The organism is Neobacillus niacini, assembly GCF_023715785.1.
Taxonomy (GTDB): Bacteria; Bacillota; Bacilli; order Bacillales; family Cytobacillaceae; genus Neobacillus; species Neobacillus niacini_E.
On record NZ_JAMBOX010000030.1, the window covers coordinates 1 to 18,873 of the forward strand.

21 protein-coding genes and 1 pseudogene are annotated in these 18,873 nt (G+C 41.5%); 8 read left to right on the forward strand and 14 right to left on the reverse strand.

Annotated features, from left to right (window positions below; all coding sequences use genetic code 11):
- A pseudogene (locus tag M3234_RS27640) lies at positions 1–247 on the forward strand (transposase); the annotation flags it as partial.
- A 111-nt stretch (positions 248–358) separates the two neighbouring features.
- Here M3234_RS27640 and M3234_RS27645 read toward each other — a convergent pair.
- From M3234_RS27645 to typA, 3 genes are read right to left on the reverse strand one after another with little or no spacing between them, the layout of a single operon-like run.
- Entirely contained in the window at positions 359–652 is a 294-nt protein-coding gene (locus tag M3234_RS27645; RefSeq protein ID WP_262307750.1) for a hypothetical protein, read from the reverse strand.
- 13 nt (positions 653–665) lie between these two features.
- On the reverse strand, positions 666–983 hold the full coding sequence (locus M3234_RS27650; protein WP_262307751.1) for a YlaH-like family protein: 318 nt from the start codon (positions 981–983) through the stop codon (positions 666–668).
- Between the two features lie 18 nt (positions 984–1,001).
- The gene (gene typA, locus M3234_RS27655) at positions 1,002–2,840 is read right to left on the reverse strand and encodes a translational GTPase TypA (protein ID WP_262307752.1); all 1,839 of its coding nucleotides are present in this window, start codon (positions 2,838–2,840) and stop codon (positions 1,002–1,004) included.
- A 139-nt stretch (positions 2,841–2,979) separates the two neighbouring features.
- Here typA and M3234_RS27660 point away from each other — a divergent pair, with 139 nt between their 5' ends.
- Complete coding sequence (locus tag M3234_RS27660) at positions 2,980–3,165, forward strand: YlaF family protein (RefSeq protein ID WP_262307753.1); 186 nt, start codon at positions 2,980–2,982, stop codon at positions 3,163–3,165.
- 120 nt (positions 3,166–3,285) lie between these two features.
- Here M3234_RS27660 and M3234_RS27665 read toward each other — a convergent pair whose 3' ends face one another.
- Positions 3,286–4,083, reverse strand: a complete 798-nt coding sequence (locus tag M3234_RS27665; RefSeq protein WP_262307754.1) for an inositol monophosphatase family protein — start codon at positions 4,081–4,083, stop codon at positions 3,286–3,288.
- Positions 4,084–4,342: 259 nt separating this feature from the next.
- Positions 4,343–4,537 carry a hypothetical protein gene (locus tag M3234_RS27670; RefSeq protein ID WP_066317942.1) on the reverse strand — a complete coding sequence of 65 codons (195 nt, stop codon included), beginning with the start codon at positions 4,535–4,537 and terminating at the stop codon, positions 4,343–4,345.
- A 169-nt stretch (positions 4,538–4,706) separates the two neighbouring features.
- On the opposite strand from M3234_RS27670, the gene M3234_RS27675 reads away from it, so the two are divergent.
- The gene (locus M3234_RS27675; protein WP_262307755.1) at positions 4,707–5,339 is read left to right on the forward strand and encodes a YktB family protein; all 633 of its coding nucleotides are present in this window, start codon (positions 4,707–4,709) and stop codon (positions 5,337–5,339) included.
- A 39-nt stretch (positions 5,340–5,378) separates the two neighbouring features.
- Here the strand turns inward: M3234_RS27675 and M3234_RS27680 are convergent, their stop codons facing one another.
- Together M3234_RS27680 and M3234_RS27685 are read right to left on the reverse strand one after the other, a co-directional pair.
- The gene (locus tag M3234_RS27680; RefSeq protein WP_262307756.1) at positions 5,379–5,654 is read right to left on the reverse strand and encodes a UPF0223 family protein; all 276 of its coding nucleotides are present in this window, start codon (positions 5,652–5,654) and stop codon (positions 5,379–5,381) included.
- Positions 5,655–5,694: 40 nt separating this feature from the next.
- Positions 5,695–6,654, reverse strand: coding sequence for an NAD(P)H-dependent flavin oxidoreductase (locus tag M3234_RS27685; RefSeq protein ID WP_262307757.1), 960 nt, complete (start codon positions 6,652–6,654; stop codon positions 5,695–5,697).
- Positions 6,655–6,860: 206 nt separating this feature from the next.
- Between M3234_RS27685 and M3234_RS27690 the strand changes: the two genes are divergently transcribed.
- Positions 6,861–8,333, forward strand: coding sequence for an aminotransferase class I/II-fold pyridoxal phosphate-dependent enzyme (locus M3234_RS27690; protein WP_262307758.1), 1,473 nt, complete (start codon positions 6,861–6,863; stop codon positions 8,331–8,333).
- Between the two features lie 275 nt (positions 8,334–8,608).
- Here M3234_RS27690 and M3234_RS27695 read toward each other — a convergent pair whose 3' ends face one another.
- The gene (locus M3234_RS27695) at positions 8,609–8,731 is read right to left on the reverse strand and encodes a GapA-binding peptide SR1P (RefSeq protein WP_082693067.1); all 123 of its coding nucleotides are present in this window, start codon (positions 8,729–8,731) and stop codon (positions 8,609–8,611) included.
- 319 nt (positions 8,732–9,050) lie between these two features.
- Here M3234_RS27695 and M3234_RS27700 point away from each other — a divergent pair, with 319 nt between their 5' ends.
- On the forward strand, positions 9,051–9,485 hold the full coding sequence (locus M3234_RS27700; RefSeq protein WP_262307759.1) for a DUF1885 family protein: 435 nt from the start codon (positions 9,051–9,053) through the stop codon (positions 9,483–9,485).
- A 28-nt stretch (positions 9,486–9,513) separates the two neighbouring features.
- Here the strand turns inward: M3234_RS27700 and M3234_RS27705 are convergent, their stop codons facing one another.
- From M3234_RS27705 to M3234_RS27730, 6 genes are all read right to left on the reverse strand, one after another.
- The gene (locus tag M3234_RS27705; RefSeq protein WP_262307760.1) at positions 9,514–9,756 is read right to left on the reverse strand and encodes a hypothetical protein; all 243 of its coding nucleotides are present in this window, start codon (positions 9,754–9,756) and stop codon (positions 9,514–9,516) included.
- A gap of 153 nt (positions 9,757–9,909) precedes the next feature.
- Entirely contained in the window at positions 9,910–11,325 is a 1,416-nt protein-coding gene (gene lpdA, locus M3234_RS27710) for a dihydrolipoyl dehydrogenase (RefSeq protein ID WP_262307761.1), read from the reverse strand.
- A 3-nt stretch (positions 11,326–11,328) separates the two neighbouring features.
- Positions 11,329–12,642 (reverse strand): dihydrolipoamide acetyltransferase family protein, encoded by a 1,314-nt coding sequence (locus M3234_RS27715; protein ID WP_262307762.1) that lies wholly within the window; start codon positions 12,640–12,642, stop codon positions 11,329–11,331.
- 76 nt (positions 12,643–12,718) lie between these two features.
- A complete protein-coding gene (locus M3234_RS27720) occupies positions 12,719–13,696 on the reverse strand; it encodes an alpha-ketoacid dehydrogenase subunit beta (RefSeq protein WP_262307763.1) in 978 nt (325 codons plus the stop codon).
- Between the two features lie 3 nt (positions 13,697–13,699).
- Positions 13,700–14,815 (reverse strand): pyruvate dehydrogenase (acetyl-transferring) E1 component subunit alpha, encoded by a 1,116-nt coding sequence (gene pdhA / locus M3234_RS27725; protein ID WP_262307764.1) that lies wholly within the window; start codon positions 14,813–14,815, stop codon positions 13,700–13,702.
- 366 nt (positions 14,816–15,181) lie between these two features.
- Positions 15,182–15,844: a YkyA family protein gene (locus M3234_RS27730; protein WP_262307780.1), complete on the reverse strand. Its 663-nt coding sequence runs from the start codon at positions 15,842–15,844 to the stop codon at positions 15,182–15,184.
- A 134-nt stretch (positions 15,845–15,978) separates the two neighbouring features.
- Between M3234_RS27730 and def the strand changes: the two genes are divergently transcribed.
- The 3 genes from def to rnjA all read left to right on the forward strand — a co-directional run bounded on the left by def (position 15,979) and on the right by rnjA (position 18,866).
- Entirely contained in the window at positions 15,979–16,533 is a 555-nt protein-coding gene (gene def / locus M3234_RS27735; protein WP_262307765.1) for a peptide deformylase, read from the forward strand.
- Positions 16,534–16,982: 449 nt separating this feature from the next.
- Entirely contained in the window at positions 16,983–17,192 is a 210-nt protein-coding gene (locus tag M3234_RS27740; protein WP_066317879.1) for a DNA-dependent RNA polymerase subunit epsilon, read from the forward strand.
- Between the two features lie 6 nt (positions 17,193–17,198).
- Positions 17,199–18,866, forward strand: coding sequence for a ribonuclease J1 (gene rnjA / locus M3234_RS27745; RefSeq protein WP_262307766.1), 1,668 nt, complete (start codon positions 17,199–17,201; stop codon positions 18,864–18,866).
- Positions 18,867–18,873 lie beyond the last annotated feature (7 nt).

Below are 18,873 nucleotides of genomic sequence, written 5' to 3' on the forward strand. Positions count from 1 at the left end.
AGGAAAAGATAAGAGTAAATCGCTTATCTAAATCAGGAAAAGAACTTTATAAATTTAGAAAGGAAAAAATTGAGCGAAGCTTCGCAGACTCAAAAGAGCTGCATGGGCTTCGCTACTGCCGGTTGCGAGGAATAAAAAAGCAAGTGAGCAAGCGCTTCTAACCGCAGGCGCGGAACGCGCTGAGGAGGCTTCCCGAACCGCCCGCGGAAAGCGAAGCACCTGGAACGGAAATCAACAGGCCCCCTAGCAGGGACAATTTTAATAAAATCGGCCATTCAATTTCCATTAAAATAAAAAATTGCCGAGAAATATACCCTTTCTCGACAATCTGAGGCTGTTTAAAAAACAGCCTCTTTCTTTATTCCTCAGTTGGATAGTTCTCGTATTTCTCCGGCTCAAGATTAATTTGGTTTAACATGACCTCAATCAATTCCCGCGGAAACTTCATTTTTTTCTCTTCTTCTCCCTTTTGGCAAGACACATAATACATGACATCGTCGGTGGTGATGTCAAGATTTGAAACATGATACTCATCCGCCAATACTTCCTCAAAATGAGCTCGTGTTTCCTGGGCCGCGGTATCATTGGGACGGGCATCGCAAACCACCTTAATCGTCAGCCAATTATACAGGACATCCTGGAAGGACCGCATGATAAAACCCCCATTATTTAGCTTCTGTCTCCACCTTTTTTGAATTATGAAGACGGATTTTATATATTATTAAAATTAGCGCAGCAACTGAAAGACTTTCAGCAACTGGTAAACTAAATGAGAAGAATAACAAAATAAAACAGCCTATAGATAAACTAACATAAATCACAATATTTTTTAGAAGTGGCAATTTTTTTGCGAAACCAAGTCTAAAAACAATAACAGTTAAAATAACGATGAAAAGGTATTGTAACCATCCTGCGGTTGTTAAATCGTTAGTTAACTGAACAAAAAATCTAAAACTGGGGGAATAAGCATTTAATCCTTCCATATTATGCACTCCTTGACATTAACTCATTTCGGCATATTTTTTCTTTTTCGCCAGCCGTTCACGCTCGTTTTTGTCCAATATCTTCTTACGAAGACGGATTGATTGCGGTGTGACCTCACAATACTCATCTTCGTTTAAGTACTCTAATGATTCTTCCAGTGTCATGATTCGCGGCTTTTTAATCACAGATGTCTGATCTTTATTGGCTGAACGGACGTTTGTTGCGTGCTTTACCTTTGTGATGTTGACAGTTAAGTCATTTTCACGGGTGTGCTCGCCGACAATCATCCCCTCATAAATTTCCGTTCCCGGTTCAACAAATATTGTTCCACGGTCTTCTACCTGCATTATACCATATGTCGAGGCTTTTCCTGATTCCATTGAAACAAGTACGCCCTGGCGTCTGCCGCCAACCTGTCCTTGCGCCATCGGCTGATAGCTGTCAAACGTATGATTGATGATCCCATATCCGCGGGTCAATGTTAAAAATTCTGTTGTATAGCCAATTAAACCGCGGGCCGGAACATGAAAGATCAAACGTACTTGACCGCTGCCATTATTAATCATATCAAGAAGCTCACCTTTTCGCATTCCCAATGATTCCATGACAGAACCGGTATGCTCTTCGGGGACATCAATTTGCACCCGCTCCACCGGCTCGCATCGTACCCCGTCAATTTCCTTAACGATTACTTCAGGTTTTGAAACTTGCAGTTCATATCCCTCACGGCGCATATTTTCAATTAAAATCGAAAGGTGCAGTTCACCGCGGCCGGATACAATCCAGGCATCGGGTGAGTCAGTATTATCAACACGCAAGCTGACATCCGTTTGCAATTGTGCATGAAGTCTCTCTTCAATTTTTCTCGATGTTAAGTATTTCCCCTCACGGCCGGCAAACGGACTGTTATTAACAGCAAAAGTCATTTGCAAGGTCGGCTCATCGATTCGAAGTACCGGCAGTGCCTCCTGATGTTCAACAGGACAGACGGTTTCACCGACATTAATATCTTCCATTCCGGAAACAGCCACTAAATCTCCAGCTACCGCTTGTTGAACTTCCTCACGCTTTAAGCCAAAGAAACCAAAAATTTTCGTAACACGGAACTGTTTAATAGAACCATCAAGCTTCATTAGAGCGACCTGTTGCCCTACCTTCATCGTTCCGCGGAACACTCTGCCGATTCCAATTCTGCCTACATAATCATTATAATCCAACAAAGCAACTTGGAACTGAAGCGGCTCCTCGTGGTTATCCACAGGGGCCGGAATGTGTTCAATGATCGATTCATAAAGACACTGCATGTTTTCATCCTGTTTGTCCGGGGTTAAACTTGCAGTGCCATTGATTCCCGATGCGTAAATCACAGGGAACTCCAGTTGATCCTCCGATGCATCAAGTTCAATGAATAAGTCAATCACTTCATCGACCACTTCTTCCGGACGTGCGAAGTCTCGGTCAATTTTATTCACCACAACAATCGGGGTTAAGTTTTGTTCCAACGCCTTTTTCAAGACAAACCGAGTTTGCGGCATACAGCCTTCATAGGCATCAACCACAAGAAGGACCCCATCGACCATTTTCATGATCCGTTCAACTTCGCCGCCGAAGTCAGCATGTCCTGGGGTATCCAAAATGTTAATTCTTGTATCCTTATATTGAATTGCCGTATTCTTGGCTAGAATCGTGATGCCACGTTCCCGTTCTATATCATTGGAATCCATTGCCCGTTCTTCGACATGCTCATTCGAACGGAAGGTTCCTGCTTGCCTTAACAACTGGTCGACCAATGTGGTTTTCCCATGGTCAACGTGCGCAATAATTGCTATATTTCGAATATCGTTTCTAATTTTCAAAAATTCCACTCCTGCCTTTATTCAATTAAAAGCTACTTATAGTTTTTGATACACAACTAAAACATTATACCAGATAGATGTGGAAACCTGAAAGTATTTTATGTAGAATGAAGATATAATCTTCAAAAGGGGTAATAAAATGAACCAAGTAAAATGGAATTTACTCATATATGCCATATTGACAGCTGCGTTAATCATGGGAATCGGCATCGCCATTGCGGAAAAGAGCATGGTTGGGGCGATTGGTTGTATTCTTGCGATAATAGTTGTAATGGGGCTTGGGTTTAAAACTAAAAGAAGAATGCGGGAAAATGGCGAACTGTAAATAAAAAGCGAAAAATAAAAAAGAAGCCCGTTCGAAGGAGCCGGCTTCTTTTAGCTAATAAGAAATTCAACTACGCCTCTGTCTTCGTCCTTACGGACTCGCCAATCGGCAAGTTTTCATTTACCATTTTCCGTCCTTCAGATATTCCGCCAATATCGTTTGATGGAGACCCGGTTTTGCCACAAACAATGAGTCTTTGGAAAGATAATCAAGCTTCTCTCCCCTTAAATTGGTGATAATCCCGCCCAGTTCCTCAACAATGACAGCACTGCCGGCATAATCCCATGGTGATAGACGCATCGAGATATAGGCGTCTACTCTGCCTGTTGCGACAAATACAATTTCCAATGCAGCCGTTCCGTATGACCTTGTCCCCCTTGCATCCCTAACGAGCGGAATCAATAGCTGATGGTCAATACGGTAGTTAGGCATGACCCAGGTTGCGTTTAGGGCAATAATCGATTCGCTTACGGAGGCCTCCTTTAAAGGTGGGATCGGTTTCTCGTTAAGAAAGGCCCCTTTTCCACGAAAGGCGTGGTATAACTCATCATGCACAACATCATACACGAGTCCAATTTTTCCTACTCCATTTTCGTATACTCCCAGGGAAATGGCAAAATTTCGCTGCTGATGGATAAAATTCATCGTCCCATCTATCGGGTCAATAAGCCAGACCGTTCCCTCAAGGCTGTCAACTTGATCACCGAAGCCTTCTTCACCCAATATTTTGTGGCTTGGGTAGACTTCTTTTATTTTTTTTATAAAAAATTGTTCTGTTTCCTTATCTATATTGGTTACGAGGTCGTTCGGATTCGTTTTTGTTTCTATATTCAGGGTTTGATCGAAAGATTGTCTGATCCTTTCGCCTGCTTCCTTTACCCATTGCTTAGCATGGGAATAAACATTTTCCCAATTCATATGGCCCTCCAAATCACTTGGCTCACACAAGTTTTCAATGTACCTAGTATGAGGCAAGATAATGAAATTCATGTATCTTTAGCTTAATCAAATTGCTTCCGTACTTCAACTTTTTAACTCTTTTAACTTACTGTGGGAGCAGATATGTAGTCGCAATAATAAACGAACTCCCCCTGATTGTTTGGAGTTCGTTTTATAGCAATAAAATCAACAATACCTTCATTCTAGTTTGGATCCCCTTAGATAGTGATACTGAATTTTAAAATGCTTTCAGGCGAAGAAGTTCTTGGCGGATTTTTTCCAATTTTTGTTTACAATCTTTTATTTTCTTGTCGTCTTTTTCCTCTATTGCTTCAAATAACACTGCCAATTCATAATCCATTTCCAATCTTAGTACAGCTGTTTTTTGCCTGTCACCAAATTTTTTTAATGAAGTGTTCATCAGTTGTTTCACGTTTTCTCCTCCCCTTGGGTAAATTTCGGTTAATGTTTTACTGTATAATATGAGGAATTTTATTATCTTGGAACAAATATGTGCTTTAACCCAGAGAGGCATCAAATTTTTCAGGTCTTTCAGCGGTATGCTACAATGTTGAGGAAACGGATAGTTGGAGGGTATTGTCATGGATTTTCACGGATTTACTCAGGAGGATTTCGATGTCTTTTTAATTGAAGGCTTAGAGGAAAGAATGGATGCGCTTAAGTGTACGATACGGCCAAAATTGGAAAGCCTTGGAGAATATTATGCACCATTACTGGAGGCTGCCACAGGTGATGAAATGTTTGTCCACGTGGCCAAACATGCAAGACGGACAGTCAACCCGCCGAAGGATACGTGGGTGGCGTTTGCCAATAATCCAAGAGGGTACAAAATGCTGCCGCATTTTCAAATCGGATTGTGGAACACCCATCTATTTATTTGGTTTGCGGTAATTTATGAAGCCCCGCAAAAACAGGAGATAGGCAAAAGATTGGCTAAAAAGGCCGCCAGCATTTGCAAGGAGATGCCAAAGGATTTCGTTTGGTCAGTTGACCATACGAAACCCGAAACCATCCCTCATGGACAATTGAAAAAGAATGAGTTATTGGCATTAATGGACCGCTTACAGACCATCAAAAAAGCGGAGCTGCTCTGCGGCTATACGATTGACCGTGAACAAGTGATCCAGATGGGCAGAGAAGGACTAATACAGCAAATCAATGAGGTGTTTTCAAAGGTTGCGCCACTTTATAAAGTTGCTGCAAACATCAAATAAATAACAAAAAGCTCCCTTAGTGTTGACGGGAGCTTTTTGTCATCTATTCATTTTTATTCTATCTCCGGAAGCTGCTTCTTTTGCCTTTTTGATTGTCCGGTACGATGAGTAACCGCTCATTTCCTCAAATTCACCGCAAATAGTTTTTTCTTCGGCTTTACTGGGGACAATTTCCTTAAACCTCCGGTACGACTGCATGAGTTCCTCACGGCCAATTCCGTTTTCATAGGCTTTTTCGATTGTTTCAAAAAACTTGATTACATCAATGATCTCATCGGTTGACCAACTATAGTCTATTGGATATTGGTATTCCATTTCTTCACCCTCTAACAGTAAGCTAAAGAATATAATACCGTTATTGTCCCCATTTTGCACGGATTTGTTCCGCTTCCTTAATCATCCTGTCAAATAATTCAGCAACGGTCGGGATATCTTTTATTAGCCCCATTACCTGCCCCGCCCAGGCAAAACCTTCATCAAAGGCGCCGTCGTATATGTAGCGTTTATTCGCTTCGCCATTGATAAACTCTTTTAGTTGCTCGTAACCATTATTGTTTTTTTCCAACTCGAGAATTTTGTCTGTCCAGCGATTGGCAATGGCTCTCGCCGGTGCACCAAGGCTGCGTTTAATGACCGTAGTGTCTGACTCACTTCCTATAACCAATGCCTGCTTATATCCATTATGGGCATGGACACATTCTTTGGTGGCAATAAATCTTGTTCCCATTTCAACCCCTTCCGCCCCCAAACTGAGTGCGGCCATCAGTCCCCGCCCATCTCCTATGCCTCCAGAAGCGATAACGGGGATTGAAACGGCATCAACCACCTGGGGGATTAACACCATAGTTCCAATATCATCACGGCCCAGGTGGCCTCCCCCTTCCTGCCCCACTACCATGACGGCATCTGCGCCGAGCTCCTCTGCTTTGACTGCTTGCCTTCTCGCGGCAACAAGTACCAGCTTTTTAATCGAAGTTCCATCCAATTGTGCAAAAATAGGTGCAGGATTTCCCCCTGTCATAGACACTACCGGTACTTCCTCCTCGATCGCAACCTGTAAAAAATCCGCAAACCGCCGGCCATGCTGCCCAATGGCAAAGTTCACGCCATATGGTTTGTCTGTCAATTTTTTAACCTTTCTGATTTCTTCTCTTAAAAGTTCAGGGCTGCTTAGTGACATGGCAGTAATTTGCCCCAGACCTCCGGCATTAGAAACTGCAGCAGCAAGGTCGGAATAGGCTAAATAGGCCAAGCCGCCCTGAATGATCGGATATTTGATATTTAGGATTTCTGTTACTCTAGTGGACCAATTCATGAATATTCCTCCTCTATTTTCTTATTTGTTATTTCGCTTCAAAAGGGTAATTTTCCTGTATTTTTGGGAAACTAAATTAAGTTATTAAGTTTAACATGCAAGCTAATAATCCTATGCAATGACAGTGATTAGTGCTATAATTCACTTGTTTTATGATTTTTTCAATTTTTATCTGAAATTTGTGTATAAGAAGGTGTGGTTATAAATTGTCTCAACATCAAACTCCGCTGTTTAGCGGATTAACAGCCCATGCAAAAAAAAATCCTGTGCAATTCCATATTCCCGGACATAAAAAAGGGGCCGGCATGGACCCGGAGTTCCGTCAATTTGTAGGTGATAATGCCCTGTCGATAGATCTTATTAATATTGGTCCGCTCGATGACCTTCATCATCCAAAAGGAATGATCAAACAAGCCCAGGATTTGGCCGCGGAAGCCTTTGGTGCCGACTATACCTTTTTCTCTGTTCAAGGGACGAGCGGCGCAATTATGACGATGGTCATGGCCGTTTGTGGGCCTGGGGATAAAATCATCGTACCGAGAAATGTTCATAAATCCGTCATGTCGGCCATAGTCTTTTCTGGTGCGATTCCGGTATTTATCCATCCGGAAATTGACATGAAACTAGGGATTTCCCACGGCATTACACCTGATTCCGTGAAAAGGGCGCTCCAGCAGCATCCCGATGCAAAAGGGGTTTTGGTCATCAACCCAACATACTTTGGCATTTCTGCGGATTTGAAGAAGATTGTTGATATTGCCCATTCCTATCATGTACCTGTTCTTGTCGATGAGGCTCATGGAGTTCATATCCATTTCCACGATGATCTGCCGCTTTCTGCTATGCAGGCCGGTGCGGATATGGCCGCTACTAGCGTTCATAAGCTTGGCGGGTCGATGACACAAAGTTCGATTCTAAATGTCAAAGAAGGTCTGGTTCCTGTCAAACATGTTCAATCCATTCTTAGCATGCTGACAACTACTTCAACCTCCTATTTATTGCTGGCTTCCCTTGACGTAGCGCGGAAACAGCTGGCACTAAAGGGAAGGGAATTAATTGATAAAACGATCGATCTTGCACAATCGATTCGCAAACGCATTAATGAAATTGACCATCTCTATTGTGTAGGTTCGGAAATTTTGGATGCGAAAGCCATCTTTGATTATGACCCAACCAAATTAATCATTTCTGTAAAAGATTTGGGGCTCACGGGCTATGAAGTGGAAAAATGGCTACGTAAAAAACATAATATTGAAGTGGAGTTATCCGATTTATATAACATCCTTTGTATTGTCACGTTCGGAGATACAGATTATGAGGCAGATATATTGGTCAATGCACTTGCCGAACTCTCCCGCGAGTTTGAACATCGTGCTGAAAAAATCGAGCCAGTTGAGGTGCTTCTTCCCGAGATTCCGGTGCTTGCCCTGACACCAAGGGACGCTTTCTATGCGGAAACAGAAGTGATTCCGTTTACGGAATCCGAGGGCAGAATCATTGCTGAATTTGTGATGGTATATCCTCCTGGAATCCCGATTATGATACCGGGGGAAATCATTACAAAAGAGAACCTCCATTATATTCAGAAGAATATTGATGCCGGCCTCCCTGTCCAAGGCCCTGAAGACGATGACCTAAAAACAATTCATGTCATTAAGGAATATAAAGCAATCCAATAAGCATCAGGCTGTCGAAAACCTTCGACAGCCTTTATTTTTATTCGTTCTTTTATATAAAATGGTCTATGCAAATCGGCTGTTGAATTGCACTCCAGGCACTTCGCTTTCCGCGGGCGTGCCGGGAAGCGAAGCACCTGGAGCGGAAATCAACACGCCCATAAGCAGGGGGAAAATTGCTGTTTAAGAACCAAAAAAAATTGCCGAGAAAAATACCGTTTCTCGACAATCTAAGGTTTCCTGACAGGAATCCTGTTATATTTTATAGGCGATTTTGTTTATAGCTCTTCATCATGTTGATGGTCACAGCAGCAATTGCATTTTGAATATAAAACGGTTACTTTTTCGTCTTCAAAATGGTCAATTGTTGAGTTACAGTTTTGGCATACAAGAGTACCCATCGGTTCAATCCCCTTTTCAATGGAATAAACACATTAATGAAACCGTTTTTAACATCCTTGAGACTATAATAATATAACACATTTAATTTTTCAAGCCCAATTTGTATGTCACATTAAATATTTTCAACCGTATAAAAAGGCCGGATAGGCCTTTTTGTTATACTTTAAACGTAATAACACCGGAGAACAAATATCATTTATAAAAATTTATTTTTTCTATAATAACAAGAAACGGCTAAATAAATAATTATCATTGTCTTTAGTTTTCGTTCAATGCTAGAATAAAGAAGAACATTATGGATTAAAAGGGGGAATGATGATGGCTTCGAATGCATTTATTAAACTTGTGCCTTCATCTGCAAAGCAAACGATTACAGTTGATGAGGTAAAAGAATTATTTCATTATTATAAAGACATTACTAAAAAAGCCGGAAACCAAACTGGTTGGGAATATGAAGATGCAGCATTCCCTTATGAAATAAAAGAAACGGAAGAAGGAAAAGAAAAATGGTTTTATTTGCACTCCGATCATGACCGTTACTTTGCTATTTTAGTTGGTGTCGACTCTGAGACCATTCAGAATGAGGCCGGAGAAGAACGGGAACAAATGTATGTTCAAGTGACATTGCCTGAACAATCAACCTTCGGGGATAAAGGAAAAGCAAATGAATTTTGCAAATTTCTCGCAAAAAAACTTCAGGGTGAACTTCACCTGTTTAACGGAAGAGTGATGTACTTCTATCCAAGAAAATAAGAGCTCCATTCCATATGGGGCTTTTTTTTTAATGAATAAATCTGGCCATCGTAAAGTGGATCGACGTGTAAATCACCAGGCTTAATGTTGTAATAAATAATGATTTTGGGCCTGATTTTGTCAGTTTTGAGCCTAGGATAAATGCCAAATAAAAGAAGACAAAAAACATCATGACTTTATAAATCATTTGGTCATGCTTTGATAACCATTCAATTAATGTGTAACCGCTCCAAATCATAAATTGCAGAAGTATGACGATATAGACCCTCATTCATATCACCACGCTAAAACATTATTTAACATAATATATTAGAAGCTATACAGTTTAAGTATAAAAAATAATACGGATTAATTCCATTTATTTGCAATAATCAAGTATGATAAAAAAGTCCTCTCCACATAACAGGAGAGGACTTTTGTTTATTTATTTTAAAATATGAATCGGACTTCCAAGAGCAACCTCGGCTGCTTCCATCGTAATTTCACCAAGTGTTGGATGGGCATGAATCGTCATAGCCAAATCTTCTGCTGTCATCCCAGCTTCAATTGCTAATCCGAGTTCGGCAATCATATCAGATGCACTCGCGCCGGCAATTTGGGCTCCAATAACAAGACCGTCTTCCTTGCGTGTGATTAATCTTAGGAAGCCATCACCGCTTTCGAGTGATAACGCCCGGCCATTTGCCGCGAATGGGAATTTGGCTGCAACAACCTCAATCCCTTCCTCTTTGGCCTGTGACTCTGTATAGCCAACCGAAGCTAACTCAGGCTCGGAGAAGACAACGGCAGGGATACCCAAATAATCGATTTCTGAAGGATGCCCCGCAATGGCTTCGGCTGCAATTTTTGCTTCGTATGATGCCTTGTGGGCCAATTGCGGTCCAGCAACGACATCACCGATAGCATAAATATTGCCGATATTTGTCCGGCATTGCTTGTCGATTTCAATTAAGCCGCGGTCAGTTAATTTAACTCCAACCTGTTCAAGACCCATTTCATCGGTATTTGGACGGCGGCCAACCATGACAAACACATAATCAGCCTCAATTTTCTTTTCTTCGCCTTTTGTCTCGAACGTTACGACTACACCGTTTTCCGTTTCTTCAACGCCCTTGGCAAGTGCCTTGGTGTAAAATTCGGCACCTTTTTTCTTCATAGCCCGTTTGACTAGGGAAGCCATTTGCTTATCAAAAACTCCCATGCCCAAAATTTCTTCTGCACCTTCTAAAATCGTTACTTGGCTGCCAAAGTTTGCGTAGGCACCGCCAAGTTCAATTCCAATAACCCCGCCGCCGATAACGACAATTTTTTCAGGGATTTCCGGCAAGTTTAGCGCACCGGTGGAATTGAGCACTCGATTTGAATATTTGAATGTCGGCAATTCGATTGGTCGTGAACCGGTAGCGATTATGGCATTTTTGAATGTATAGGTTTGAGCCGAATTTTCATCCATTACCCGAAGTGTATTCGCATCGACAAAATAAGCTTCGCCACGGACAATATTGACTTTATTGCCTTTTAATAAGCCTTCAACACCGCCAGTTAATTTATTTACAATCCCGGCTTTGAAGTTCTGAACCTTAGAAAAATCAACTTTGACATTTTCGGCAGTGATTCCGATTGATTCGGAATGTAGCGCCGTTTCATAGCGGTGTCCTGCAGCAATCAACGCTTTCGAAGGAATACAGCCCACATTTAAACATACGCCGCCGATATATTCCTTTTCAACAATCGTTACCTTTTGTCCAAGCTGTGCGGCACGGATCGCCGCGACGTATCCGCCGGGACCCGCACCGATTACTATAGTATCTGTTTCAATTGGAAAATCTCCAACAACCATTTTTTACGCCTCCATTAGCAAGAGTTCAGGATCGTTCAACAATCGCTTGATATGATTTAGCGCATTTTGGGCTGTTGCACCATCGATCATACGGTGGTCAAAGCTTAATGATAACGCTAATACTGGAGCAGCGACAATTTCTCCGTTACGAACAATTGGTTTTTCAGCAATACGGCCAACACCAAGAATCGCTACTTCTGGATGGTTAATAACCGGTGTAAACCATTGACCGCCAGCAGACCCAATGTTAGAAATCGTGCAAGAAGCACCCTTCATTTCATTTGGAGCAAGCTTGCCTTCACGTGCTTTTCCAGCTAATTCATTAATCTCGTTAGAAATCGCGAAAACTGATTTACGATCAGCATCTTTTACAACAGGGACTAATAAACCTTTTTCAGTATCTGCGGCAATTCCAATGTTGTAGTAATGCTTATGGATAATTTCACTGGTCGCATCATCAAGAGATGTGTTTAATGCAGGGAACTCCCTTAATGCACTAGTTAATGCTTTTACGATATATGGCAAGAATGTAAGCTTGATGCCTTTTGCAGCAGCCACTTCTTTGAACTTCTTCCGATGTGTCACTAGCTTGGTTACATCGACTTCATCCATCAGAGTAACGTGCGGAGCAGTATGTTTAGAATTAACCATAGCTTTAGCAATCGCCTTGCGGATTCCGCTCATTTTTTCACGTGTTTCCGGATATTCACCTTGTGGGATTGGAGCTGGTGCAGCTGCTTGTGGTGCTGCTGTTTCCTCAGCAGATACCTCAGCTTCAACTGCTTGTGGCGCTGCTGCTCCACCGCTTAAGAACGCATCAATATCATTTTTAAGTACACGGCCGTTATCCCCGGAACCTGCAACTTGACGAATGTCAACGCCTTTTTCACGTGCATATTTACGGACAGAAGGCATTGCAATAACACGGCGATTTGGGTCCACTTCTGCCTGCGGTTGTGCAACAGGAGTTGCTGCTGCCGTTGCTGGCGCTGCTGCTTCTTGTTTTGCTTCCGGAGCCGGAGCTGGAGCTTGAGCCTCCTCTTCGCCATGGTCGCCTTTAAATTGTAAATCTTCATACCCAGGGGCATCAAAGGTTACTAACACCTGTCCCACTGTGGCAACTGTTCCCTCACCAACTAGAACTTCCAAAACCGTTCCTTCAACCGGGGAAGGAATTTCTACAACTGCTTTATCATTTTGAATTTCACAAAGGACATCATCTTCCTGGACTTTATCTCCAGCTTTGATAAACCATTTGACTATTTCACCTTCGTGAATACCTTCACCGATGTCAGGCATTTTAAATTGAAATGACACTGAGATTCAGCCTCCTATATCATGATCGTTTAATGCAAGTTTTCAAAACTAGCATCTCTAGCCAGTTGTTCAATTATTAGAACGTTAATACTTTCTTCGCTGTTTCGATGACATCTTTATAGTTAGGAAGCCATACAGATTCAGCCTGTGAGAAAGGATATACTGTATCAGGTGCAGCTACGCGCAATACTGGCGCTTCAAGGCTTAAAATCGCGCGATCATTAATTTCGGCAACAACATTTGCCGCTACGCCAGCCATTTTTTGTGCTTCCTGAACGACAATAGCACGGCCAGTTTTTTCAACCGAAGCAATAATAGTATCAATATCAAGCGGGCTGATTGTACGCAAATCCACCACTTCAACAGAGTGGCCTTCCTTCGCCAGTTCATCCGCAGCTTTTAACGACTCATGGACCATCGCACCGTAAGTGATGATGGTTAAGTCAGTACCTTCACGCTTAATATCTGCTTTGCCAAGTGGAATTGTATATTCCTCTTCTGGCACTTCTTGACGGAAGGCACGGTATAATTTTAAATGCTCAAGGAAAATGACCGGGTCATTATCGCGAATAGCAGAGAGCAATAATCCTTTGGCGTCATAAGGGGTAGACGGGACAACCACCTTTAAACCTGGAGTCTGTGCCATCAAGCCTTCAAGGCTGTCAGAGTGAAGTTCCGGGGTATGAACGCCGCCGCCAAAGGGAGAACGAACAGTTATCGGCATGTTATAACGTCCGCCGGAACGGTAACGCATCCGAGACATTTGTCCGGCGATTGAATCCATTACTTCAAAAACGAATCCGAAAAACTGTATTTCTGGAATTGGTCTGAATCCAGTCAAGGCAAGACCAATTGATAAACCGCCAATGCCCGATTCTGCTAGTGGCGTATCAAAAACACGGTCTTCGCCGAATTCCTTATGCAGGCCTTCAGTCGCACGGAAAACACCGCCGTTAACCCCAACGTCCTCACCAAAAACTAATGTTTTCGGGTCATTTTTCAGTTCCGTACGCAATGCATCAGTTATCGCTTGAATCATTGTCATTTGAGCCATGACTTACTTCGACTCCTTTGCTTGATAAATTTCATATTGTTCATTTAAGTTATGAGGCATCTCTTCAAACATAATCGACATTAAATCAGTAACCTTTTGTTTAGGAGCAGCATCTGCTTTTTTGATTGCTTCTTTAATATCTTCTTTTGCCTGATCGATGACTTCATTTTCTTTTTCTTCGCTCCATAAGCCTTTCTTTTCAAGGAACTTGCGGAAACGTACAAGCGGGTCTTTCTTTTCCCATTCATTATCGAGGTCTGCTGTACGATAACGTGTTGGGTCGTCCCCTGCCATCGTATGTGGACCGTAACGGTAGGTTAATGTTTCAATTAATGTCGGACCTTCACCATTGATGGCACGTTCACGCGCATCGCGAACTGCAGCATAAACTGCAAGCGGGTCCATACCGTCAACCTGGATGCCAGGAATACCTGCAGCCATCGCTTTTTGGGCAATCGTTTTTGCTGCCGACTGCTTCTCTACTGGAGTAGAAATCGCAAACCGGTTGTTTTGCACGACAAAAATAGCTGGAGCCTTGAAGGCGCCGGCAAAGTTGATTCCTTCGTAGAAATCGCCCTGAGACGCACCGCCGTCACCTGTATAAGTAATGGCAACCGCTTTTGTACCGTTCTTTTTGAAGCCTAGCGCAACACCTGCGGCTTGAACATACTGTGCGCCAATGATGATTTGCGGTGATAGTACATTGACTCCCTCAGGAATCTGGTTACCCTGGAAATGTCCGCGAGAAAATAGGAATGCCTGATATAATGGCAGGCCGTGCCAAATTAATTGGGGTACATCGCGATATCCCGGTAAAATAAAGTCTTCTTTTTCAAGAGCAAATTGCGAAGCCAATTGGGATGCTTCCTGCCCGGCAGTAGGAGCATAGAAACCCAATCTTCCCTGACGGTTCAAGGATATGGATCTTTGGTCAAGAATTCTTGTATACACCATACGGCGCATCAATTCTTGAAGCTGCTCATCCGTTAATTGAGGCATAGCCGCTTCATTAACGACTTCCCCTTCTTCATTTAAGATTTGAAATGTTTGAAACTGCTCTTCAACTGCCTGAAGTCCCTTTTTTGCATCCAATGGGGCGTTTTGAGTTTTCGAAGCCATCTTCGTCACATCTTCCTTTCTTTTATTCATTAAAAAGTTTTAATAAATCCACTTAGTTAGCTTGCCCAAAATATATAAATACAAGCGCAAGTCACTGGTGTTTATGTTTTTTAATCTGTATCAATGTTTATTAAAATATTATTGATACAATTACCAAACTTCTATTCGAGTTTACATCATCGATATTCTATCGTCAAATACTATGTCTTATAATTTTTCAACATCATCATATTATTTTCCTGTTTGCGATTTAATTTATTCTGTATCACCTGTTCACTTCATTCTGTTATATAAAATCCAACACAAATTTCTAGTTGTTATAATATAGCAAAAAAACCAGAACAATAAGGGCTGGTTCTCTGTGGATTATTTTGCTGGATCCAAGCCAGCTTTTTTATAAAATAAAAGTTTCTTATCATTGTATTGTTCAGTATATTTATTGAACTTTTCATTTTCTGTATATACCTTTTGATGGGCATCGTTTACTTTTTTAACTTGATTTTTAAGGTCTTCAAGGGGAATATCCTTATTTTTAAACATTCCATATAATTCTTTGTCATGATTGATCGCCTTGGTATATTGCCTGTACAATTCGTCATGCGCCCTGTATCTATTCTCCATTATTTGATAAAGCTCATTTGCCAATTGACCCAGCTCTGGATTGGCAAAATCCTCTTTTAAATCTGCCACTTTTCTAAATTCGTTTTCAGATTCTTTCAAGCTGGCCGTTTCCGTTTCGAAAAGTTCTTTTCGTTTCTCGGCAGAGGCCAAGGCCTCATCAGCTAGTTTTACAATTTGGCCGTACTCTTTCATTCCCAGCTTTAAAATTTGATTATATAGATTTTTTTCTTTCTTTTCCAAAGCAACCAGCGGATCTTGCTGGTTTTCAAATGTTTTTTCTTTAGATACCACGTTTTCCAGTATCGTATACATTTTCTCAGTGGGGTCGTTAGGTTTGTCAGAACATCCAATTAAACCTACAGTAAGCATGAAAACAATCAAAATGAATGGATATTTTTTAAAATACATCACGCCAGCCCCTCCTAGTCCACTTTTACTATATCGGTATGGGGCAGGTTTGACAATAAATAATTAACATTTTTTAGATTGTTTGTTAAACTAATGTTTGCAATAACTTTATTCATATTTGGGAGTGAAAATTGATGTTAACGATGGATGATATCATTCGAGATGGCCATCCTACACTCAGGAAAGTCGCTGCGGAAGTTACAATGCCCCCTTCCGAAGAGGAGAAAAAAATCCTCGGCAGTCTCCTGGAATATGTAATCAATAGTCAAAACAGCGAGATTGCTGAAGAGTATGGCCTACGTCCGGGGATTGGTCTAGCTGCGCCGCAAATAAATGTTTCAAAACGGATGATTGCTGTCCATCTGACTGATGATAAAGGAAACCTATACAGCCATGCATTATTTAATCCGAAAATTATCAGCCATTCAGTTGAAAAGGCGTTTTTACAATCGGGTGAAGGCTGTCTGTCTGTTGATGAAGCCATCCCTGGTTATGTGCCAAGGTATGCACGCATTACGGTTAAAGGCTACAATATGGATGGCGAAGAGGTTAAGCTGCGCCTAAAAGGGGTTCCTGCCATTTGTTTTCAACATGAAATTGACCATTTAAATGGCATCATGTTTTACGACCATATTGATAAACAAGACCCATTCAAGCCAATTGAAGGCGCGATAGCAATAGAACGATAAATCCGGTTGTATTTCCGACCGGATTTTTTTATTGTACAGTGCAAATGACATAGAGATTCCATGATTATCCATGAAAAATTCCACATTTTCACCATATAATAATAGTAAAAAAACAGTAAAACAAAAAATTTTAATTATCTGTCAAGAGCTGCTTTACATTGGACAAGGATATATTAAAATAAGAAGTAAGGAGATGATCCACTATGTTGAAGAAGCTAAGAAAGAAGCTCTTAAAACAGTGGAAAGATTTACTCAGAAAAAAATCGATTGCCTAAACATTTGAGCCCTTCAAACTTGCGAAGGGCTCCTTCCTTATTGTAAATTGGATAGATAGGTGCTTTTTACATAGAATCCATAACCGGAACCAAAGCTTTCCATAGCAAATTAATGAAAAAGATGAAAATGTTTTATATAATAGAAAAAGTTATGTTTAATAAGGAGCGAAAGTAATGATATTTAAAGTATTTTACCAAGAGAGCATTAACGAGGTTCCTGTACGAGAAAAAACGAAAACTGTTTTTATCGAAGCAGAATCAGTAAGGGAAGTTTATTCTAAATTGGCTGACCGCAAGGTAAACGTTGAATATATTCAGCAAGTCAAAGGAGCCTATTTGGACTATGAACAACAAAATGAAAACTTTAAAGTATTGGAGATATGATAATTTATGAAATTTGTAAAAAATGATCAAACCGCTGTTTTTGCCCTTGGAGGTTTGGGTGAAATCGGCAAAAACACATATGGTGTACAATTCCAGGATGAAATAATCCTCATTGATGCCGGAATTAAATTTCCCGAGGACGAACTGTTAGGCATTGATTATGTCATCCCGGATTACAGCTATTTAGTAAAAAACGAAGACAAAATAAAAGGGTTGTTCGTAACCCATGGTCACGAAGACCATATTGGCGGTATTCCCTATTTACTTCGGGAAGTGAATATCCCTATTTATGGCGGAAAGCTTGCGCTCGGTCTAATCAAGAACAAACTTGAGGAACACGGACTGCTTCGAAATGCAAAATTAATTGATATTAAAGAGGACGATATCATCAAATTCCGGAAAACCTCCGTTACATTTTTCCGTACTACTCATAGCATTCCGGATTCTTACGGAGTTGTTGTGAAAACACCGCCAGGGCAAATTGTCCATACCGGCGATTTTAAATTTGATTTTACCCCTGTCGGTGAACCGGCCAATTTGACAAAAATGGCCGAAATCGGTAAAGAAGGGGTGCTTTGTCTCCTTTCGGACAGTACCAACAGTGAAATCCCTGATTTTACCATGTCTGAACGACGGGTTGGAGAAAACATTGACGATATTTTTCGAAAAGTAGATGGGCGGATTATTTTTGCCACATTTGCTTCCAATATCCACCGCCTGCAGCAGGTAACCGAAGCGGCAGTGGCAAACGGCCGGAAGATTGCGGTATTCGGCAGAAGTATGGAAGCAGCCATCAATATTGGTCTAGATTTGGGCTATATCAGAGCACCAAAGGATACGTTTGTTGACGCGGGGCAAATCAACCGTTTGCCGGCGGACAAGGTAACCATCCTTTGTACAGGCAGCCAGGGTGAACCAATGGCCGCTTTATCAAGAATTGCAAATGGCACCCACAGGCAGATACAAATCATTCCTGGGGATACGGTGGTTTTTTCCTCATCGCCAATTCCGGGAAATACGATAAGCGTAAGCAGGACCATTAACATGCTGTACAAAGCAGGAGCAGAAGTGATTCACGGGAAATTAAGCAATATTCATACTTCCGGACACGGCGGCCAGGAAGAACAGAAACTGATGCTCCGATTAATCAAACCAAAATTCTTTATGCCGATACATGGCGAGTACCGCATGCAAAAAATGCACGCTAAGCTTGCAGTGGATTGCGGTGTCGAAGAAGAAAACTGCTTTATAATGGATAACGGTGAAGTGCTGGCACTTTCGGAAAATTCGGCACAGGTTGCCGGAAAAATTCCATCTGGTTCTGTCTATATTGATGGAAGCGGCGTTGGTGATATCGGAAACATCGTCTTGCGTGACCGGAGGATTCTATCCGAAGAGGGATTGGTCGTTGTCGTCGTGAGCATTAACATGAAGGAATTTAAAATCGCCTCCGGACCTGATTTAATTTCCCGCGGTTTTGTCTATATGCGTGAATCCGGAGATTTAATCAACGATGCTCAAGCCCTGATCACAAAGCACCTAAACAAAATAATGGAGCGAAAGACAAGCCAATGGTCCGAAATCAAGAATGAAATCACTGACACGTTGGCACCATTCCTCTATGAAAAAACAAAACGCCGACCAATGATTCTGCCAATTATCATGGAAGTATAACAAAAAG